16 protein-coding genes are annotated in these 14292 nt (G+C 44.2%); 5 read left to right on the plus strand and 11 right to left on the minus strand.

The genetic code is table 11. From position 1 onward, the window contains the following. The first annotated feature begins 5 nt into the window (after nucleotides 1-5). Nucleotides 6-704, plus strand: coding sequence for an HAD family hydrolase (locus tag F6K63_RS11550; RefSeq protein ID WP_287312169.1), 699 nt, complete (start codon nucleotides 6-8; stop codon nucleotides 702-704). 371 nt (nucleotides 705-1075) lie between these two features. On the opposite strand, the gene F6K63_RS11555 is transcribed toward F6K63_RS11550, so the two are convergent. Together F6K63_RS11555 and F6K63_RS11560 are read right to left on the minus strand one after the other, a co-directional pair. After that, nucleotides 1076-1219, minus strand: a complete 144-nt coding sequence (locus F6K63_RS11555) for a hypothetical protein (RefSeq protein ID WP_287312171.1) — start codon at nucleotides 1217-1219, stop codon at nucleotides 1076-1078. 30 nt (nucleotides 1220-1249) lie between these two features. After that, on the minus strand, nucleotides 1250-1876 hold the full coding sequence (locus F6K63_RS11560) for a CPP1-like family protein (RefSeq protein WP_287312172.1): 627 nt from the start codon (nucleotides 1874-1876) through the stop codon (nucleotides 1250-1252). Nucleotides 1877-2416: 540 nt separating this feature from the next. On the opposite strand from F6K63_RS11560, the gene F6K63_RS11565 reads away from it, so the two are divergent. Continuing rightward, a complete protein-coding gene (locus F6K63_RS11565; RefSeq protein WP_008178873.1) occupies nucleotides 2417-3145 on the plus strand; it encodes a response regulator in 729 nt (242 codons plus the stop codon). A gap of 273 nt (nucleotides 3146-3418) precedes the next feature. Here the strand turns inward: F6K63_RS11565 and F6K63_RS11570 are convergent, their stop codons facing one another. Then, nucleotides 3419-3721 carry a TatA/E family twin arginine-targeting protein translocase gene (locus F6K63_RS11570; protein WP_044492070.1) on the minus strand — a complete coding sequence of 101 codons (303 nt, stop codon included), beginning with the start codon at nucleotides 3719-3721 and terminating at the stop codon, nucleotides 3419-3421. 270 nt (nucleotides 3722-3991) lie between these two features. Continuing rightward, on the minus strand, nucleotides 3992-4195 hold the full coding sequence (psbH, locus tag F6K63_RS11575; protein ID WP_008178875.1) for a photosystem II reaction center phosphoprotein PsbH: 204 nt from the start codon (nucleotides 4193-4195) through the stop codon (nucleotides 3992-3994). Nucleotides 4196-5472: 1277 nt separating this feature from the next. Here psbH and psbN point away from each other — a divergent pair. Further along, the gene (gene psbN / locus F6K63_RS11580) at nucleotides 5473-5604 is read left to right on the plus strand and encodes a photosystem II reaction center protein PsbN (RefSeq protein WP_008180512.1); all 132 of its coding nucleotides are present in this window, start codon (nucleotides 5473-5475) and stop codon (nucleotides 5602-5604) included. A gap of 138 nt (nucleotides 5605-5742) precedes the next feature. On the opposite strand, the gene F6K63_RS11585 is transcribed toward psbN, so the two are convergent. Beyond that, a complete protein-coding gene (locus tag F6K63_RS11585) occupies nucleotides 5743-8175 on the minus strand; it encodes a sensor histidine kinase (RefSeq protein WP_081431866.1) in 2433 nt (810 codons plus the stop codon). Nucleotides 8176-8530: 355 nt separating this feature from the next. On the opposite strand from F6K63_RS11585, the gene F6K63_RS11590 reads away from it, so the two are divergent. Then, entirely contained in the window at nucleotides 8531-9202 is a 672-nt protein-coding gene (locus tag F6K63_RS11590) for a HEAT repeat domain-containing protein (protein ID WP_008180506.1), read from the plus strand. 121 nt (nucleotides 9203-9323) lie between these two features. Next, complete coding sequence (locus F6K63_RS11595) at nucleotides 9324-9896, plus strand: phycobiliprotein lyase (protein ID WP_008180504.1); 573 nt, start codon at nucleotides 9324-9326, stop codon at nucleotides 9894-9896. A gap of 306 nt (nucleotides 9897-10202) precedes the next feature. Here the strand turns inward: F6K63_RS11595 and F6K63_RS11600 are convergent, their stop codons facing one another. The 6 genes from F6K63_RS11600 to F6K63_RS11630 form a co-directional block, all read right to left on the minus strand. Continuing rightward, complete coding sequence (locus F6K63_RS11600) at nucleotides 10203-10709, minus strand: hypothetical protein (protein ID WP_008180502.1); 507 nt, start codon at nucleotides 10707-10709, stop codon at nucleotides 10203-10205. Between the two features lie 278 nt (nucleotides 10710-10987). Beyond that, nucleotides 10988-11788 carry a hypothetical protein gene (locus F6K63_RS11605; protein ID WP_008180500.1) on the minus strand — a complete coding sequence of 267 codons (801 nt, stop codon included), beginning with the start codon at nucleotides 11786-11788 and terminating at the stop codon, nucleotides 10988-10990. A gap of 390 nt (nucleotides 11789-12178) precedes the next feature. Then, a complete protein-coding gene (locus F6K63_RS11615) occupies nucleotides 12179-12556 on the minus strand; it encodes an S-layer homology domain-containing protein (protein WP_008180496.1) in 378 nt (125 codons plus the stop codon). Nucleotides 12557-12568: 12 nt separating this feature from the next. Next, entirely contained in the window at nucleotides 12569-12682 is a 114-nt protein-coding gene (locus F6K63_RS11620; protein ID WP_353736736.1) for an S-layer homology domain-containing protein, read from the minus strand. Next, complete coding sequence (locus tag F6K63_RS11625) at nucleotides 12634-13233, minus strand: S-layer homology domain-containing protein (protein WP_229414341.1); 600 nt, start codon at nucleotides 13231-13233, stop codon at nucleotides 12634-12636. Before F6K63_RS11625 ends, F6K63_RS11620 begins: the two co-directional genes overlap by 49 nt. After that, entirely contained in the window at nucleotides 13163-14212 is a 1050-nt protein-coding gene (locus F6K63_RS11630) for a DUF1565 domain-containing protein (RefSeq protein ID WP_287312174.1), read from the minus strand. Before F6K63_RS11630 ends, F6K63_RS11625 begins: the two co-directional genes overlap by 71 nt. Nucleotides 14213-14292: the final 80 nt, after the last annotated feature.

The following is a 14292-nucleotide window of genomic DNA, read 5'->3' on the forward strand; positions in this document are numbered from 1 at the left end:
AGATAATGATTAGAGTATTTACAGATTTTGACGGTCCGATCATGAATGTCTCGGAGCGTTACTATCGGGTTTACCAGTTTTGTCTCAAAGAAATCCAACGCCCTAACCAGCCAATCCTGCCCATGTCCAAGGCGGAGTTTTGGCAGTGCAAGAGGGGGCGTGTTCCGGAGATAATTATTGGTATTCGTTCTGGTCTCGATCCCAGCCAAGCTGAAGCATTTGCTCAGCTGCGCCGTCAAACTGTACACACTCTGCCCTACTTAGTCCATGATCAACCGGTTCCCGGAGCTATAGATGCCCTGGAAAAATTACAACAAGCAGGTGTAGATTTAGCCGTCATGACCATGCGTCGGGTGCGAGAGCTTGATGAAGCCTTCAGTCGCTTAGACCTGGAGAAATTTTTTCCCCCTAACCGACGGTATTGCCTGAGTAACGACTATGTTAAGACCGGTGACACTAAGGATAAACCTTTGCTAATGGCAAAAGCCCTCAAAAAACTGCCAGCTGCGTCTGATGTCTGGATGATTGGGGATACAGAAGCGGATATAGTGGCTGCCAAAACCCACGGTATTAAAGCAATTGGAGTTTTATCTGGAATACGCGATCGCGCTCAGCTCAATCTCCACGAACCAGATTTTATCGTCAATAATCTCGCTGAAGCGGTAGATTTAGTTCTAGACAAAGCACTGCTACAAGCCGTATGATTGTGCCATTTTAGCTAATCCGGCTATAGCGCGCCCTACGCCTGACCAAGGGTCAAGGTGGGATGAAATGAACTGTGAAAGTTCATTTCATTTTTAGTGTTCAAAAAGCTATGGCTATGGTGGTGAGATTGTCTCAAAATTCAGGTAATTATATCACTAACTAGCTGTGCAGACAAGGGAAATTGGGATCAGGTAACAGACAGGGTTTGATAAACTTTAATTTTCTTAACACAGTTAAAAAAATTGGGTCTCTAGCCTGTGGCGATGATAAATAGTTAGAAAATAATAATTTTTATAAAAAAATCGCGCTAAAGTCTTGGCTTACAAGGCTTGTGGTTATTTAAAAAAGCAATTTTCATAAAAATTGCTTTTCATGGCCATGATGCAGTCGCTCCCCATGAGCGACTGGCGTGGTTTCCACCGGGCAAACCCAGGCAAGGGTAGAGACGTTTAGGAGATATCACATCAAGGGGAAAAGCACCATTACTACACCAGGAACGTGCTTTTGGAGGCACATCCTGATCCCCAATCCCCCATCCCCATGTTCAACGTAAAAAGCAACTAATCAGCCACAGCAATACAAATGTCACCAATGTAGCCAGTTTTTCTGGTGTCAAGTCTAGGTTGGTGAATTGGATTCCCAGAGAATTCCCCAGCAAACTCCCCAATCCCACACCTAAAAACAGACCTGCCAGGGTTAGCAACACCGCACGACCAAATTGTTGTTCTTTCCGATTGAGAAAATAGATCGTGAATCCAAAGCCTATAGCCATCACCAACGGCAAAATCGACTCTGCCGATGAGGTGTAAAGCACAGTAGCACTGCTTAAGATTAAGAACACTGCACTCGGCCAGATCATGTCTTCTCTTGTCGGAGTATCCCACAAGCGTTTAAGCCACTCAGGAGAGTTATTAACTGGTGTTTGGGGAAAACTCGGTGGAGCTTGAGAAGCCTTCTCTGGGAAACGAATGCGATCAGGAACTTTAATCTTTCCTTCCTGGCGCATCCTAAGTCGATCCATAATAATGGCATCGTAGGCCGCCTCTACGGTATCTAAAAGCTTTTGGTTACCACGATGCTTTTGCATCAGGCGACCTTTGGCATCCTGAATTTCATCAAAGGACGCTTCTTCCGTAACCCCAAGCTGATCATAGGGATTGTTATCACTCATTCAAGACCTCCGAGACATCCCTTCTTTTCACATCCCTTCTTTTCATTAGTATGACAGCAACTTTAAACTAGTTATGTATATGTTAAGGTTAGGCACGAGAAACTCTCAACCTTACTCTGGGTAACCACTGGTCACAGAGTAGCCTTGGTTGAGGGTGGTGCTAATGCCCCTGGGTGCTAGTGTAGCTTGATCTTCAAACAGCAGTGCCGCAGTGAAGTCAACACAATGCCGGTGCATCTCAGTTTTTTGGCCAAATCACCGGAGAATTCCTGAATAATGTTAGAACCGTTAGTAAATCCATATAGACTCATCAAGGCTATGGGTTTTTTGCTCTTTAGAACAAGAAAAAAAGACTTTTTGCCGTGGTTCGGGAAGTCCTACTGTGGGGGAATTTTGAAAATAACTGATCTGCCTATGCGATTGACCAACTATTGGCATTGCCTAATAATCTGAGGATAATTGTCTACAATGCCCAACAGCACCGTTGGTGTCAAAACACTCTGCGTCTTAAATTTGTGATCCCGTTTTCCGTGGAAAGTTATGACCGCCGCCAAGATTCTTGTCGTAGATGACGATCCGGCAATCCGAAATTTAATTCTACGCTTCTTAAGTCAAAAGAATTTTCAAATGCAGGCTGCTCAAGATGGCAAGACGGCTCTTGCCACATTTGAGCAATTTAATCCAGATTTAGTCATTCTAGATGTGAATTTGCCTGACGCCCTTGGCTACAACCTGTGTCAGCAAATGCAGAGCCGCACTGATGTCTTTGTCCTCTTGCTCACCAGTCGGTCGGATGCTGCTGACAAAAATCAAGGATTTCAACAAGGTGCTGATGACTACATCACCAAGCCCTTTGATTTACAAGAGCTGGAAAATCGAGTTAGAGCAATTTTGAAACGGAAGCGGGCTGTTACTGCTACTGAAGCAGAACGCCTAGTCTTCGACCATTTAGTCATCGACCCAGGGCGCAGGGAGGTAACTATAGACGAAATACTTATCCCTCTAACTGCTCTGGAATTTGATCTACTCCATTTTCTGGCCTGTCATCCGGGTCGGGTCTTGCGCCGTTCTGAGTTAATCCAGGAAGTCTGGGAGTACGATTATGTGGGAGATCAGCGAGTAGTTGATGTCCATATCGGTCAAATTCGCCGTAAAATTGAGGTGAATTCCAGTGACCCTTCCTTGATTCAGACAGTTCGAGGTGTTGGCTACAAGTTTGAGGCACCTTCTACTAAGAAGAATGAGAAAAATGGTAAATCCAGTAGCTAACTCATTGTTGACACTCCACGACTATTCAAACCCCTTGCTCGTGGAGCGTCAATGGTTGCCAAGGCAATCGACTACTGAGTTACCGGACTAGAGTTAAAGAGTCGTCTAGTAGAGCACGGCGGAAATAAAGATAGGATTCAAAAATAGCAAAACGCTTATGTAATAAGCATTCAAGAATTGTTAATACCATAATTTTTAATTCCCCGCAGCAGTACTAGTCATCATCCCTGCTTTGGTCTAGCCTCTTGCTGAAATGGCTCGAAGTCCCTGGGATTAGCTTTTTTGAGAGGGAGTCGTAGCATGATTGTTTGATTCTGCTGTATCAACTTCTGCTGTAGCAACTTCTTTGGTGGTAATTTGATCAGATTCACTTGGGGTAGGGGTGTTCAGCCCTTGCTCTATCTGTTGTGCCTCTAGCTTAAACTGATTTTCAAACTCCTTGGAGGCATCTTGAAAGCCTCTAATCGCTTTACCCAGACTACGACCAATTTCTGGCAACTTCTTAGGGCCAAATACTAATAGGGCAATGACCATAATCAACGCCATTTCCGGTAAACCCATACCAAAAACGTTCATTATATAACCTCCTGGGATTTGTCAAGTGCTGGTTTGCTGTTACTAGTTTGCTGTTATTAGTATTCCACATTTGACCCAAATTGACCGCTGTTCCGTTGAACTAAGCCAGTTGAACTAATCCAATTTAACCAAATTATTTTAACTAAAGGTATTAATCCCAGGGACTTCCTAGCCTATCCATTGCTGTCAACAGCATTAAAAAACCCGGACAAGCCGGGAGGGAGCTGAAATATTTGAAATGTTTGATTAGCAGTTGAGCCTGGCAGTATACTACTGCCCTAGGCTTGTCCAATCAACATTGAAACCTTGAATGAGGATTGATTTGTTGTAAATCTGCAAAATAATCAGCAAAAAGACGAAAAATAGCCCCATAAAGACTCCCATTACAGGAGTAGTGCCCCAACCTGGGGCAACTTTACCATATTCCGAGTTAAGGGGTTTGAGAATATCTCCTAGCCGAGTTCTTTGTGCCATGGGTAAATTGAGTTTATGGTAAATTTAGATTTATGTTAATAGATATTGTGACTACTCCCACATCAAATTAAAGATTATGATGTGGGCGCGCTCTTACTCACGAATGAGAATTGCTGCTCCTCGGCGGAAGCCGACGCGGGGCGCGTTCGATATCCTGTACCGATTTACCACAGCCATTGAGCGGCAGTCCAACCGCCATTAATCCACGATTCAATAGGTGCATTTTCCAATGGCCGGGGAACCCGGCCTTGGGTCGCACCTCAATATTGATACCACTGTTTCAGTCCAAAATCAAGAGACCCCGTCAGGCAATTCCCCGGAGACGAAACCTTAGATAGGGTCGCCTTATTACAAAAGACTTAACCCTTTTATGCAAGACGGTTCGCGGAGCGGCTATGGGCGAGCATCACCTATAAAGGCGACCCTATCTTACGGTAACTTCTAACCCGCTAACCCTTACTGGCACTGCCAGACGCTGCTTAACACGGGTATAACGGGAGACCCCAAGCCTTGTGTAGGTTGGAAATTTTGTGAGCTACCGACCTTAGTCGATGGATACCATGTATCAGCTTACACTAAGGAGGCACTAAACCAAAGACATTTATGCTCAACAAGCCGCTTGAATTCAATGAATCCAGACTCGGCAATAGTTTGAGAGAGTTTGCGCCAGCTGCACATCCTTAAGACATGTTTAACTTGCAGGACTATCAAAGCGTGGTTTTTGCCTAAGTACCTGGTGAGGTAAGGGTCGTGGAAATTACAAATTTATATTTGCCGGATGTGGGGCTACATACCCAGTGATGACGCGCCACGTCACCTTTTCCCAAGACAATTAACACATTATTAACACAGTACCTTATATTTGTCAAGCCTGCCGTTCACCACAAGTAATCTTTTTGAGGGACTAGGATTTTTTTATCAACAAACATCAACAAAAGTACACGAAAATCTAAAATATTGTCGAACACTGTCTAACACTGTATAGTATTTATCAGTTTGGCCATGTCTGTTAACAGTGTTAAGATTATGTGCTATTCTTAAAAAAAAGCAATAAAACTAAAATTTGTTAAGACAACATCAAAAAAAGCTACCATTGACTCTGATTCTACTCCTAACAATAGATCCCCTTTAGCTCGCGTTTGGCCTGATCGTTAAAGCACAGGTAGGGGTAGCTGCTCCCATGCTCTCCCTCAAGTAGTCAGCTAAATGTGGAGGTTTGTCGAGGTTTTAGAGAGCAGAGTCTCAAAAAGAAAACAAACTAATATTTTATTTCAGCCATGGAACCCGCAATAGTCCTTAGCATTGTTATCCTTGTTTTTGTGATCGGTATCACTGGTATATCCATTTACACCGCTTTTGGACCCCCTTCAGCGGAATTAGTAGATCAGTTTGAAGAACATGAAGACTAAGAAAATGGTGTTCCATTCAAACCGGGAAAGTCACAAGCGATTAGGGTAGCACAACTCAACTATCAGTTAACCGCTACCCTTAGGCAAAACATAGCCTTGGGCAACAGACCAAGCATTCCCTTAAGCATAGAAGGTAGATTAAAACTTGATCGTCAAACTGTTGTCGTGTCCATTGAGTTCGGAGCCTTGAGGAGCCGGAATTTGCACGGTAAATGTAGTCCATCTCTGAGAGCTTTCTACCTGAATGATGCCGTCGAGCTGCTTGACTAGCTCCTTTACCAAAGCTAGACCTAATCCTGTACCACCTCTCTTCCAAGGATCAGCATTAGGAATGCGATAGAACTTATCGAAGATGTGGGGTAATTCCGTATCAGCAATCTCAGCTTGATTGCTGATTTTAAATATTACCTTGGGTACGGTATATGATCCGACCAAATCCTGATTGTTTTGGTAAAAAAACTCAAGAATAATCTGCCTGTTGGCTGGAGTATATTTACAAGCATTGTTGAACAGTTCTGTCACAATTCGCCCGAAGCTGGTCTTGTCAATCAAAACCGATGGCAAATTATCTGACAGAGTCAACTTCAGGATTTGCTGTTGTGCCTGGATACGGGAGCAAAAGGAATCAATGATTTGGTGTAACCAGATTTTCAAGTCTACTACTGTTCTCGAAACCTGATAAGAGGCGGTTTCTAAACGCTGCAAGTCGAGTAAATCGTTGATTAGTTCAATTTCTCTGTAACACTCAGATTCTAAAATCTCTGTATAGCGCTGTCGTCGTTGACTCTCCGGAGCAATTTTGAGCATCTGTATTGCCATTTTCATATTGGATAGAGGTGTGCGCAGTTCATGAGAAACGGTACTTAAGAAATCATCTTTGAGCATGTTTAGTCTCTGTAGTTCCTGGATTCTCTCTCGTAGTTGTTGGGTGCGCTCAAGTACTTGCCGTTCTAAGTCGGTGTTGAGGTTAGCCAGACGCTGATAAAGCTGGCCTTGCTGAATTGCGATCGCAAGTTGCTCAGCCATCGACTGCACCAAAGTCACTGCGCCATCAGACCATTGGTAATCACTATCAATCTTGATCAGGCACAGTTTTCCCCAAAGGCGGTTTTGAAACCTTAGTGGTACAAGTAACCCATGGCAACTATCCTCAAGGTTTAAGTTGCAGCTATTGTTAATACGCACCACTTCGAGATTTTTGATCTTGCGATTAATCTCATTGTCCGCATCGGGAGTTTCAGCCCCCAAAGGGCTACTCAAGTTAGGGTGTTTACTACATTGAGATACCGTTAACCAAACCTGCCGCTGTGGCAGATATTCTTGAATTTCTACTAGGTCAACGTCCAACAGCTGACTAATTCCTTGAGTGGCTGTGCTAAAAATCTGCTCTAAATCAAGAGAGCTACGAATCTTTTGAGTAAACTGATTGAGCGTTGCTTCCCGTTGGGCTTTGAGTTGGTTTTCCTGATAAATTTGAGCCTGCTGAATCGCAATTCCTACATGGTCTGCTACTGATTTCCACAAATTTCTTTCCCAAAACTGCCACTGTCGTGGTCTACTACACTGATGGGCAACCAGTAGTCCCCACAGAGGTGAGTCTTTAGGTTGGTTTTGGTCTAGTTGAGGGTCACAAATGATCGGAACTACCAAGTTAGCAACGACTTGAAACTGAGCTAGGCAATTAACTTCATAGGAGGACAAGCCCCCAGAATCAGAATAGATATCTTCAATCGCTTGGATTGGAGCATACCGGTACTGATTAGCATGGGTTTCCCAGAAGTGGGGATTATACATTTCCCTACCTGTAATCGGCTGCCAGGGTGATTCTACAGACTCTACTGTGAATCTACCTCTCCAATCCGACTCGAAGCGATAAACTGCTACCCGATCTGCTTGTAACAATCGACGAACTTGATTAACTGTGGTATTTAGAATTGTCTCCACATCTAAAGACTTACGAATGCGGGCTGCAAAGTTTTCCCGAAGGGAATCACCCATTGCCTGCCTCAGCTTATCTTGAGCCACCTGGTTAGACAGTGCGTTCGCGTAGCGTGGCCTATGGCCAATCGCGTAGCGTGACCTACGGTCAATCTCTGCCTGTTTGCCCTCTTTAGCATCAACGACAGTTGCTACAAAACCAATCTGTTTCCCTACCTGATCTTCCAGGACACTAATCCTAAAATCCCTAGCCAATTGGCTACCGTCTTGGCGTTGAATGAGCAACTCACCCTGCCAAAACTCTAACTGGGACAATTGAGCAAAAATTTCTTTGATGGCAGCATGACTTCTAGGGGGAAACATGATCTCGGATAGCTGCGACCCAATAACATCTTGGGCTTGCCATTGATATAGCTTACAGGCATAACTATTCCAATGGATAATTGTTCCATCCATATCTATGGCAATAACCCCAATAGGTAAGTTATCTAATAAACAAGCCTGAAAGTGAATTTGCTCTTGTGCCTTTTGGTATTTGGTTTCCTGAGCTAATAAAATTTCTTGAAGCTGCTCACAAGCTGCTTCATCGACTGTAAGCTCACGTAGAATCTGGAACTGCTCTAATCTCATCATTGATGTCTCAAAATCGAACGATCAGCTCTCAATTCAACAGTTACCATCAGCAAATGTAGCTGTAGTGACTGGGGTGGTTGTATTTCTCACATCAGCCTGTTTTCTATTCTTACCTGTACTCAGATGCAGAAAGTTGAATTGATTTGCCATAGCTAGTTGACTAAAAAATTTCCATATATACAGCCATAGCATTCCCAAAACTATGACTCAGAGCGACAATTGTGTAGAAACATTGATCTAGCAAGCAGGTCAGAACGATTACTTTACCAGACAGCTGAGTAGATTCTTAACGGATCACAACCGTTGCTCATACTCCCCTGAGGTTAATTGTCAACCAAACCCCCAACAAACTACGATGTCCTCTAATTTAGAACAACTTTCGGCTCAGCTGGAAAGCCCTAACATGCGCGATCGCTTGATGGCTCTGGCATCACTACGGGATGTTCAAGCCAGTGATGCCGTGCCCCTAATTAAAAAGGTACTTGATGATCCCAATTTACCAGTTCGCTCTATGGCTATATTCGCCCTGGGAGTCAAGCCTACGGAAGAATGCTACCCAATTTTGGTCAAATTCATGGCAACTGACCCAGATTACGGAATTCGTGCTGCTGCTGCTGGGGCTTTGGGATATCTAGGTGACCCCAAAGCCTTTGAACCTCTAGTTAGGGCGTTCTACGAAGATACTCAATGGTTGGTACGTTTTAGTGCTGCTGTTTCCCTAGGTAATCTCCAAGATCCCCGTGCTCGTGATGTGCTGACCAAGGCGTTAGATAGTCAGGAAGTACTAGTCCAACAAGCTGCTATTGCTGCTTTGGGGGAAATCAAAGCTACAGAAGCTATAGACGATATTCTACGCTTTGCCCAGTCAGAGGATTGGATAGTGCGTCAACGTTTAGCAGAAGCCCTCGGTCAACTGGGTCAGGACAAAAGTATCTCGGCATTAAAGTATTTGGCAAAAGACAGCCATCCTCAAGTGTCTGAAGCTGCTCAAATGGCTATATTGCGTTTGTCTGAAGCCTCAAGCTAGTGTAGCATCCTGGTAATTGGGCTAATCATAGCGCGATAGAATCAACAGTGCACCACTTGATTCCAATTACCAACATCACTGATCTACCACGATCTACCACAAATTTTTACAATCTTAGCCAATGGATATTAAAGAGTTTTTTGAGCAGAGTGCTGGCAGATGGTTTTCTCAACGTACTAGTAATCATATTACCTCTCAACCCATGAAAAATGGTAAGTCCAACATCACTATGGAAATGCTATCTGGTGATGCCCCAGAGGTGATAACACTCTGTAAACAATACCAAATAGAGCCTGGTATGGCTATATTTGGTTTAAAAGTGATTTGGGACGGTACAGTAGTAGGAGAGCAGAAAAAGCAAACTGGTTCCACTGTTGTTGTAGCTGTTCCCAACCCAGAAAATCCTGACATTGGCAAACTATTGCGAACTAATGGTGATGTTGAAGAAACTTCCTTTCTTGATGCAATAGCGAGTGGGGGAAACCCCCTTTGGCCGACTGCATCGCTAAAATGTCGTTACAGTATCAGCCAGGATGATGTTTTAACAATGATTACAGAGGGGAAAACTCTATATGCTGAAGAACGTTTTTGGTTTGCTAGCCCTAACTTTCGCTTACGAACTAACGTTCTCCAGCAGGGGGGGCAATTAACCATGGCTTCTTTGGCCACAGAAATTCGTCTTGGTGTTACCTGAAAGGTAAGCATTCAGTCAGCTATCAGCTATCAGCTATCAGCTATCAGCTATCAGCTATCAGCGAACAGCGATTAGCGCTACGCGCACGCTGTCTTGATGCAATAGCGAGTGGGGGAAACCCCCTTTGGCCGACTGCATCGCTACTTGAGGTGCTTTTGAATAAAACAGGTAAGCATTGGTTTAATCTGAGTTACCTCCCAGGGTCGAAGCCTGTGCCACAAGGCACCTCAAGTAGCGTGAGCCAAAAGCTCACGGCTGACCGCTGACCACTGACCACTGACCGCTGACCGCTGAATGCTTATAGTCTCAATTATTAGTATTTATGTTATTGACTACAAAAGGCTTATCGATAGGTTTTGGTTCTTTACTGTAAGCACTTTCCAGGACTTTGTTCCTGACTAAATTTGCCTCATATTCAGAAAAATAGCCAATCAGGGTACCTCGCCACACTTTCCTGAGCATATATCTCTCTGATGGCACCTGTATATAACCGGCTGGGGCATAGTTATCTTTTATAAATGAATCAGACTTAATCACCTGAGAATTTTTAATATAATCATGTTTTGATTTAAATAGCTTACAATTGTAATTGTAAGCCCATTTGTTAGATATAACGACTCGTTTAAGATTTATTTTATTCAATAAATAACTTGTTGGTACAAAAACAGCAAATTTGCCATCAGGAATCTTAGCACAGGCTCGGGCAGAGTAGTTTTCAAAAATTATTTGGGCAAATAATGTCAGCTGTATTCCAAAAATTAGTCCGGCTATTAAACCAGAAAATAGGGGAAAATAAAAACTTTTTTCATGCATCCAATTTACCTCTATTTACTGTGACTAAAGGACTTTATAATGGAATTAATTATATAAATTAATCGCTAGATATATACCTAATATATTAAATATTAATGAAGATTACTTGATAGTTTGATGAAAGTTTATAAAAAATAATTTAATCACAATGGGGTATGCCATAGGGGGATCAGGGAGGATTTGGTATGATTAGCTCCGAACGCGCCCCGCGTGACCAAAGGTCAATCGCGTAGCGTGGCCTACGGCCAATCATCCCACGGGGATTAATCGTGGGATGGTTAACTTTGATCCAAGTTAACAGTGGCCTGAGAAAGACTCTGTGCCTCTGACCTATTTTCAACCTCCTGATCTTCCGCTGAATCACTGACCTGCTTATCGACTACGGTAGCTGTGACTGTACCAGAGTCTTGGTGCTGGACAACTGCCTTCAGCTTTTGGTAGACATCTGAAGAGTCTGGTGGTGGATGAAATTGGTGAATTGGCTTCTTGTTAAGCTCATAACTTGACCAATCTACATTGTAGCTAGGACTAGCACGGGCTTTGGTCAGAGGCTTTGGGAAGCTTTCTCTGGGCTTGACTGATTTTTCAGGTATTTTGGATGATATGCTCTTGGCTGGGGGGGAAGTGTCCTGTTGGCCTGTTGGTGGTGCTTGGAGTGTCTTTGACTCAAGCATCCCTTGCTCTGGTGTAGTTTCATCGGAACTAGTACCTAGAGAGGTTTCAGCAACATTGTCTACCCACTGTAAACTTAGTTCTAAGCTCTCGGTTGTGGATCTACTATCAACCGGAGCGGTTAAATTTTGGGGAAATTTACGACAAACCATCCGCTCAAACTCATGATTAAAGCGATATATAGGCTGTCCTCGTCGTAACCAGACTGCCAAAATTTGCTCTACAGATATCGCTTTGTAACGCCCTTGATAAAGTGCCTCAATCACCGCTAGACGCACCCAATTGGCAGGATAGTTCTCAAGCCATAGATTGACTAATTCTTCTACAGTGTAACCCCTGAGCTCAAACCCATAGTGACTGAGCAAGGCAAGGGCATAGGCAATGGCTAAATCTGAGTCATTGGTCATGGGTAAAAGGGCTCAAGGTGGGAAGGTGGTACGATTCCAGGTGGAAAGGTCGCACATGTGGCAAATTATTGACGCACAGCGGCTTCTGGCAACGTCGCTTGGTAATATAACCTATATCCTGCAACCAGCAACCTGCAACCTGTAACCTGCAACCTGCAACCTGTAACCTACAACCTGCAACCTGTAACCAGCAACCAGCAACCAGCAACCAGCAACCTGTAACCTAGAACCTGCAACTAGTTTTGGTAGTGAGTTGGTTGGTCAGTGAAATCAGGACTTAGGACTTATGACAACACTATACGGTGAGTTGAACTCAGTGACACGTCCTGTCTTCACCAAGGCCTGATCGATAAATGCGAACGCGCCCCGCGTGGCCTACGGCCAATCGCATCAGCTCGCTTTGGCTTCTCCCTTGGGATGGAACAGGGTTGGGTTGGGGTGGTTAACGACAATTTTGGCGATGGTAGCGTACGCAACTGCTTCGGTAGCATAAGCAGGAATATCCTTCCAATCTTCATAAATTTTAGAAATGTCAGAAGACTCTTTCACTGACTTCCCTAGAGTTTTGGCTAAAGACAGCCCATTGACTAGAGAGGCAATCAAATCAACACGGCGCAAGGTCTGCTGAGGATGGAAGGTTTGGTCTGGGTATCGAGAGAGAAAACCACCACGATAGGATTGGTTGATAGCTGGTAATGCCCAGAAATTCAGGGGGACATCAATAAATTGGGTAACTGGACGGATTGGATTGGGGTCAAACACTTTCACCAGTAGGGCAGCTTAATCAGCCCAAGTTAGAGGGGCATCTGGTTGAAAGCTGCCATCGGCAAAGCCACTAATCAGGTTTAGACTACCGAGGCGGCGAATAAAATCTTCTGCCCAGTGTCCAGGTATATCGCTAAAGGAGGTAATGTCAGGGTTAGGGTTAACAATATAAGGAGATGCGAACGCGCCCCGCGTGGCCTACGGCCAATCGCATCTGCAGAGCCTGTGGCTACCAATGCTTGGTAAATCAATGCTGCCACCTCAGCACGGTTAATCGGCCTCATGGGATTGAGCTGATTGGGTTGGGGATAATTCACTACCATTCGTCTTTGAGTTGCTGTGGCTACCGCTTGGGTAGCATAACTGGGAATTTGAGTGCGATCGCGATAAAACCCGAGTTCGCTAGACTCACCACCTGTTAACCCCAAACCCTTCACTAGGGATACCAGACCTTGCACTCTGGTCAGATTTTGCTGGGGGCGAAATGTTCGATCGGGGAATCCGGAAATAAAACCCATAACTGCTGCTTTCCGAATTGCCTGTGATGCCCAAAATTTCGCGCTCGAATCCACAAACTCCCCTCTGCCTTTACCCACCTGCCGTGGGCTTTCAAATGTTTTGGCAATAATTGCTGCATACTGTGCTAAGCGTGAGGTTGGCTTCTGGCTTGAATGTGCCATCTCCAAAGCCACTAACTAGTCCTCTAATCACTAATTCTCCAATAAACTGGCTTGCCCAATGACCTGCCAAATCACTGAATTGAAATGGACCAGTCTGTCGGACTGGAACTTGAGATGAACGTAACTCTACCGCACCCTCAATTCTAGATGGATTGAGCTGATTGCCCACCGAAACTAAGCTGACAGAGGTGCTATTTTGGAGATCAGCCTTACCATTATTGCGCAGGATATTACCCGCTGGGTCTTGAGAATTGCCTAAATCTGGTCTAGCCCTACCATTAACCACTAAACCACCATGAGTATTGTTCTCAATCAGATTACGACGCAATACTGGTTGCACCTGACGCATCAAAACGATTCCAGCTCGGTTACCTAGTATTTTATTATCTGCTATTAACGGTGCAGCCGAGTCGCTGATGGCAATCCCATAACCAGTCTTTTGACAAACATTGCCTCGCACTTCCCCTTTGGCATTACGCACCAGAAAGATGCCACTGGAAGCGTTAGCGATCAATACATTATCCAGAATCATGGGTTTGGCTGTGCCAGTAACAAATATCCCTTCACGACCACAGCGAGTAAAGGTATTATTGGCAATAATCGGTGAGGTAGATTCAATCCAGACCGCTGTCCCCAATTTGCCCGGATTAGTAACCGTTACTCCTCTTAATTGGGCCTTGGAATCCAAACGGATGGTAATATTTTGACGATTAAACGTGGGGCTGACATAGTTCCCACTGCCGGAAATCACAATATCCTTACCTTTGGTCGGTTCATTGCCGAGAACCATTACCATCTTAGGAATAACTAGAGGAAAAACTTCGACCCTAGCAGCATTATAGGTACCAGCGGCTAAGTGAATGGTAGTTCCAGCAGTGCCAATAGAAAGTGCCTTAGTCAAGGTTTTAAACGGAACAGTATCACCAGTATCGCTATCCTTACCAGTGACTGGGTTAACGTGAATAATAGATTTAACCATATTAGTCAGTAAATGGCAATTAACAATTCACACGTAATACTTAACACCTAATATTTAACAGGTAATAATTTAAACTTAAT

This window comes from Moorena sp. SIO1G6 (assembly GCF_010672795.1).
GTDB lineage: Bacteria > Cyanobacteriota > Cyanobacteriia > Cyanobacteriales > Coleofasciculaceae > Moorena > Moorena producens.

Excerpts from the sequence above, each read along its gene's own strand:
- F6K63_RS11550 (WP_287312169.1), top strand. The coding sequence starts at position 6 with ATGATTAGAGTATTTACAGATTTTGACGGTCCGATCATGAATGTCTCG.
- F6K63_RS11560 (WP_287312172.1), bottom strand. The coding sequence starts at position 1,876 with ATGAGTGATAACAATCCCTATGATCAGCTTGGGGTTACGGAAGAAGCG.
- F6K63_RS11565 (WP_008178873.1), top strand. The coding sequence starts at position 2,417 with ATGACCGCCGCCAAGATTCTTGTCGTAGATGACGATCCGGCAATCCGA.
- F6K63_RS11570 (WP_044492070.1), bottom strand. The coding sequence starts at position 3,721 with ATGAACGTTTTTGGTATGGGTTTACCGGAAATGGCGTTGATTATGGTC.
- psbH (WP_008178875.1), bottom strand. The coding sequence starts at position 4,195 with ATGGCACAAAGAACTCGGCTAGGAGATATTCTCAAACCCCTTAACTCG.
- psbN (WP_008180512.1), top strand. The coding sequence starts at position 5,473 with ATGGAACCCGCAATAGTCCTTAGCATTGTTATCCTTGTTTTTGTGATC.
- F6K63_RS11585 (WP_081431866.1), bottom strand. The coding sequence starts at position 8,175 with ATGATGAGATTAGAGCAGTTCCAGATTCTACGTGAGCTTACAGTCGAT.
- F6K63_RS11590 (WP_008180506.1), top strand. The coding sequence starts at position 8,531 with ATGTCCTCTAATTTAGAACAACTTTCGGCTCAGCTGGAAAGCCCTAAC.
- F6K63_RS11595 (WP_008180504.1), top strand. The coding sequence starts at position 9,324 with ATGGATATTAAAGAGTTTTTTGAGCAGAGTGCTGGCAGATGGTTTTCT.
- F6K63_RS11600 (WP_008180502.1), bottom strand. The coding sequence starts at position 10,709 with ATGCATGAAAAAAGTTTTTATTTTCCCCTATTTTCTGGTTTAATAGCC.
- F6K63_RS11605 (WP_008180500.1), bottom strand. The coding sequence starts at position 11,788 with ATGACCAATGACTCAGATTTAGCCATTGCCTATGCCCTTGCCTTGCTC.
- F6K63_RS11625 (WP_229414341.1), bottom strand. The coding sequence starts at position 13,233 with ATGGCACATTCAAGCCAGAAGCCAACCTCACGCTTAGCACAGTATGCA.
- F6K63_RS11630 (WP_287312174.1), bottom strand. The coding sequence starts at position 14,212 with ATGGTTAAATCTATTATTCACGTTAACCCAGTCACTGGTAAGGATAGC.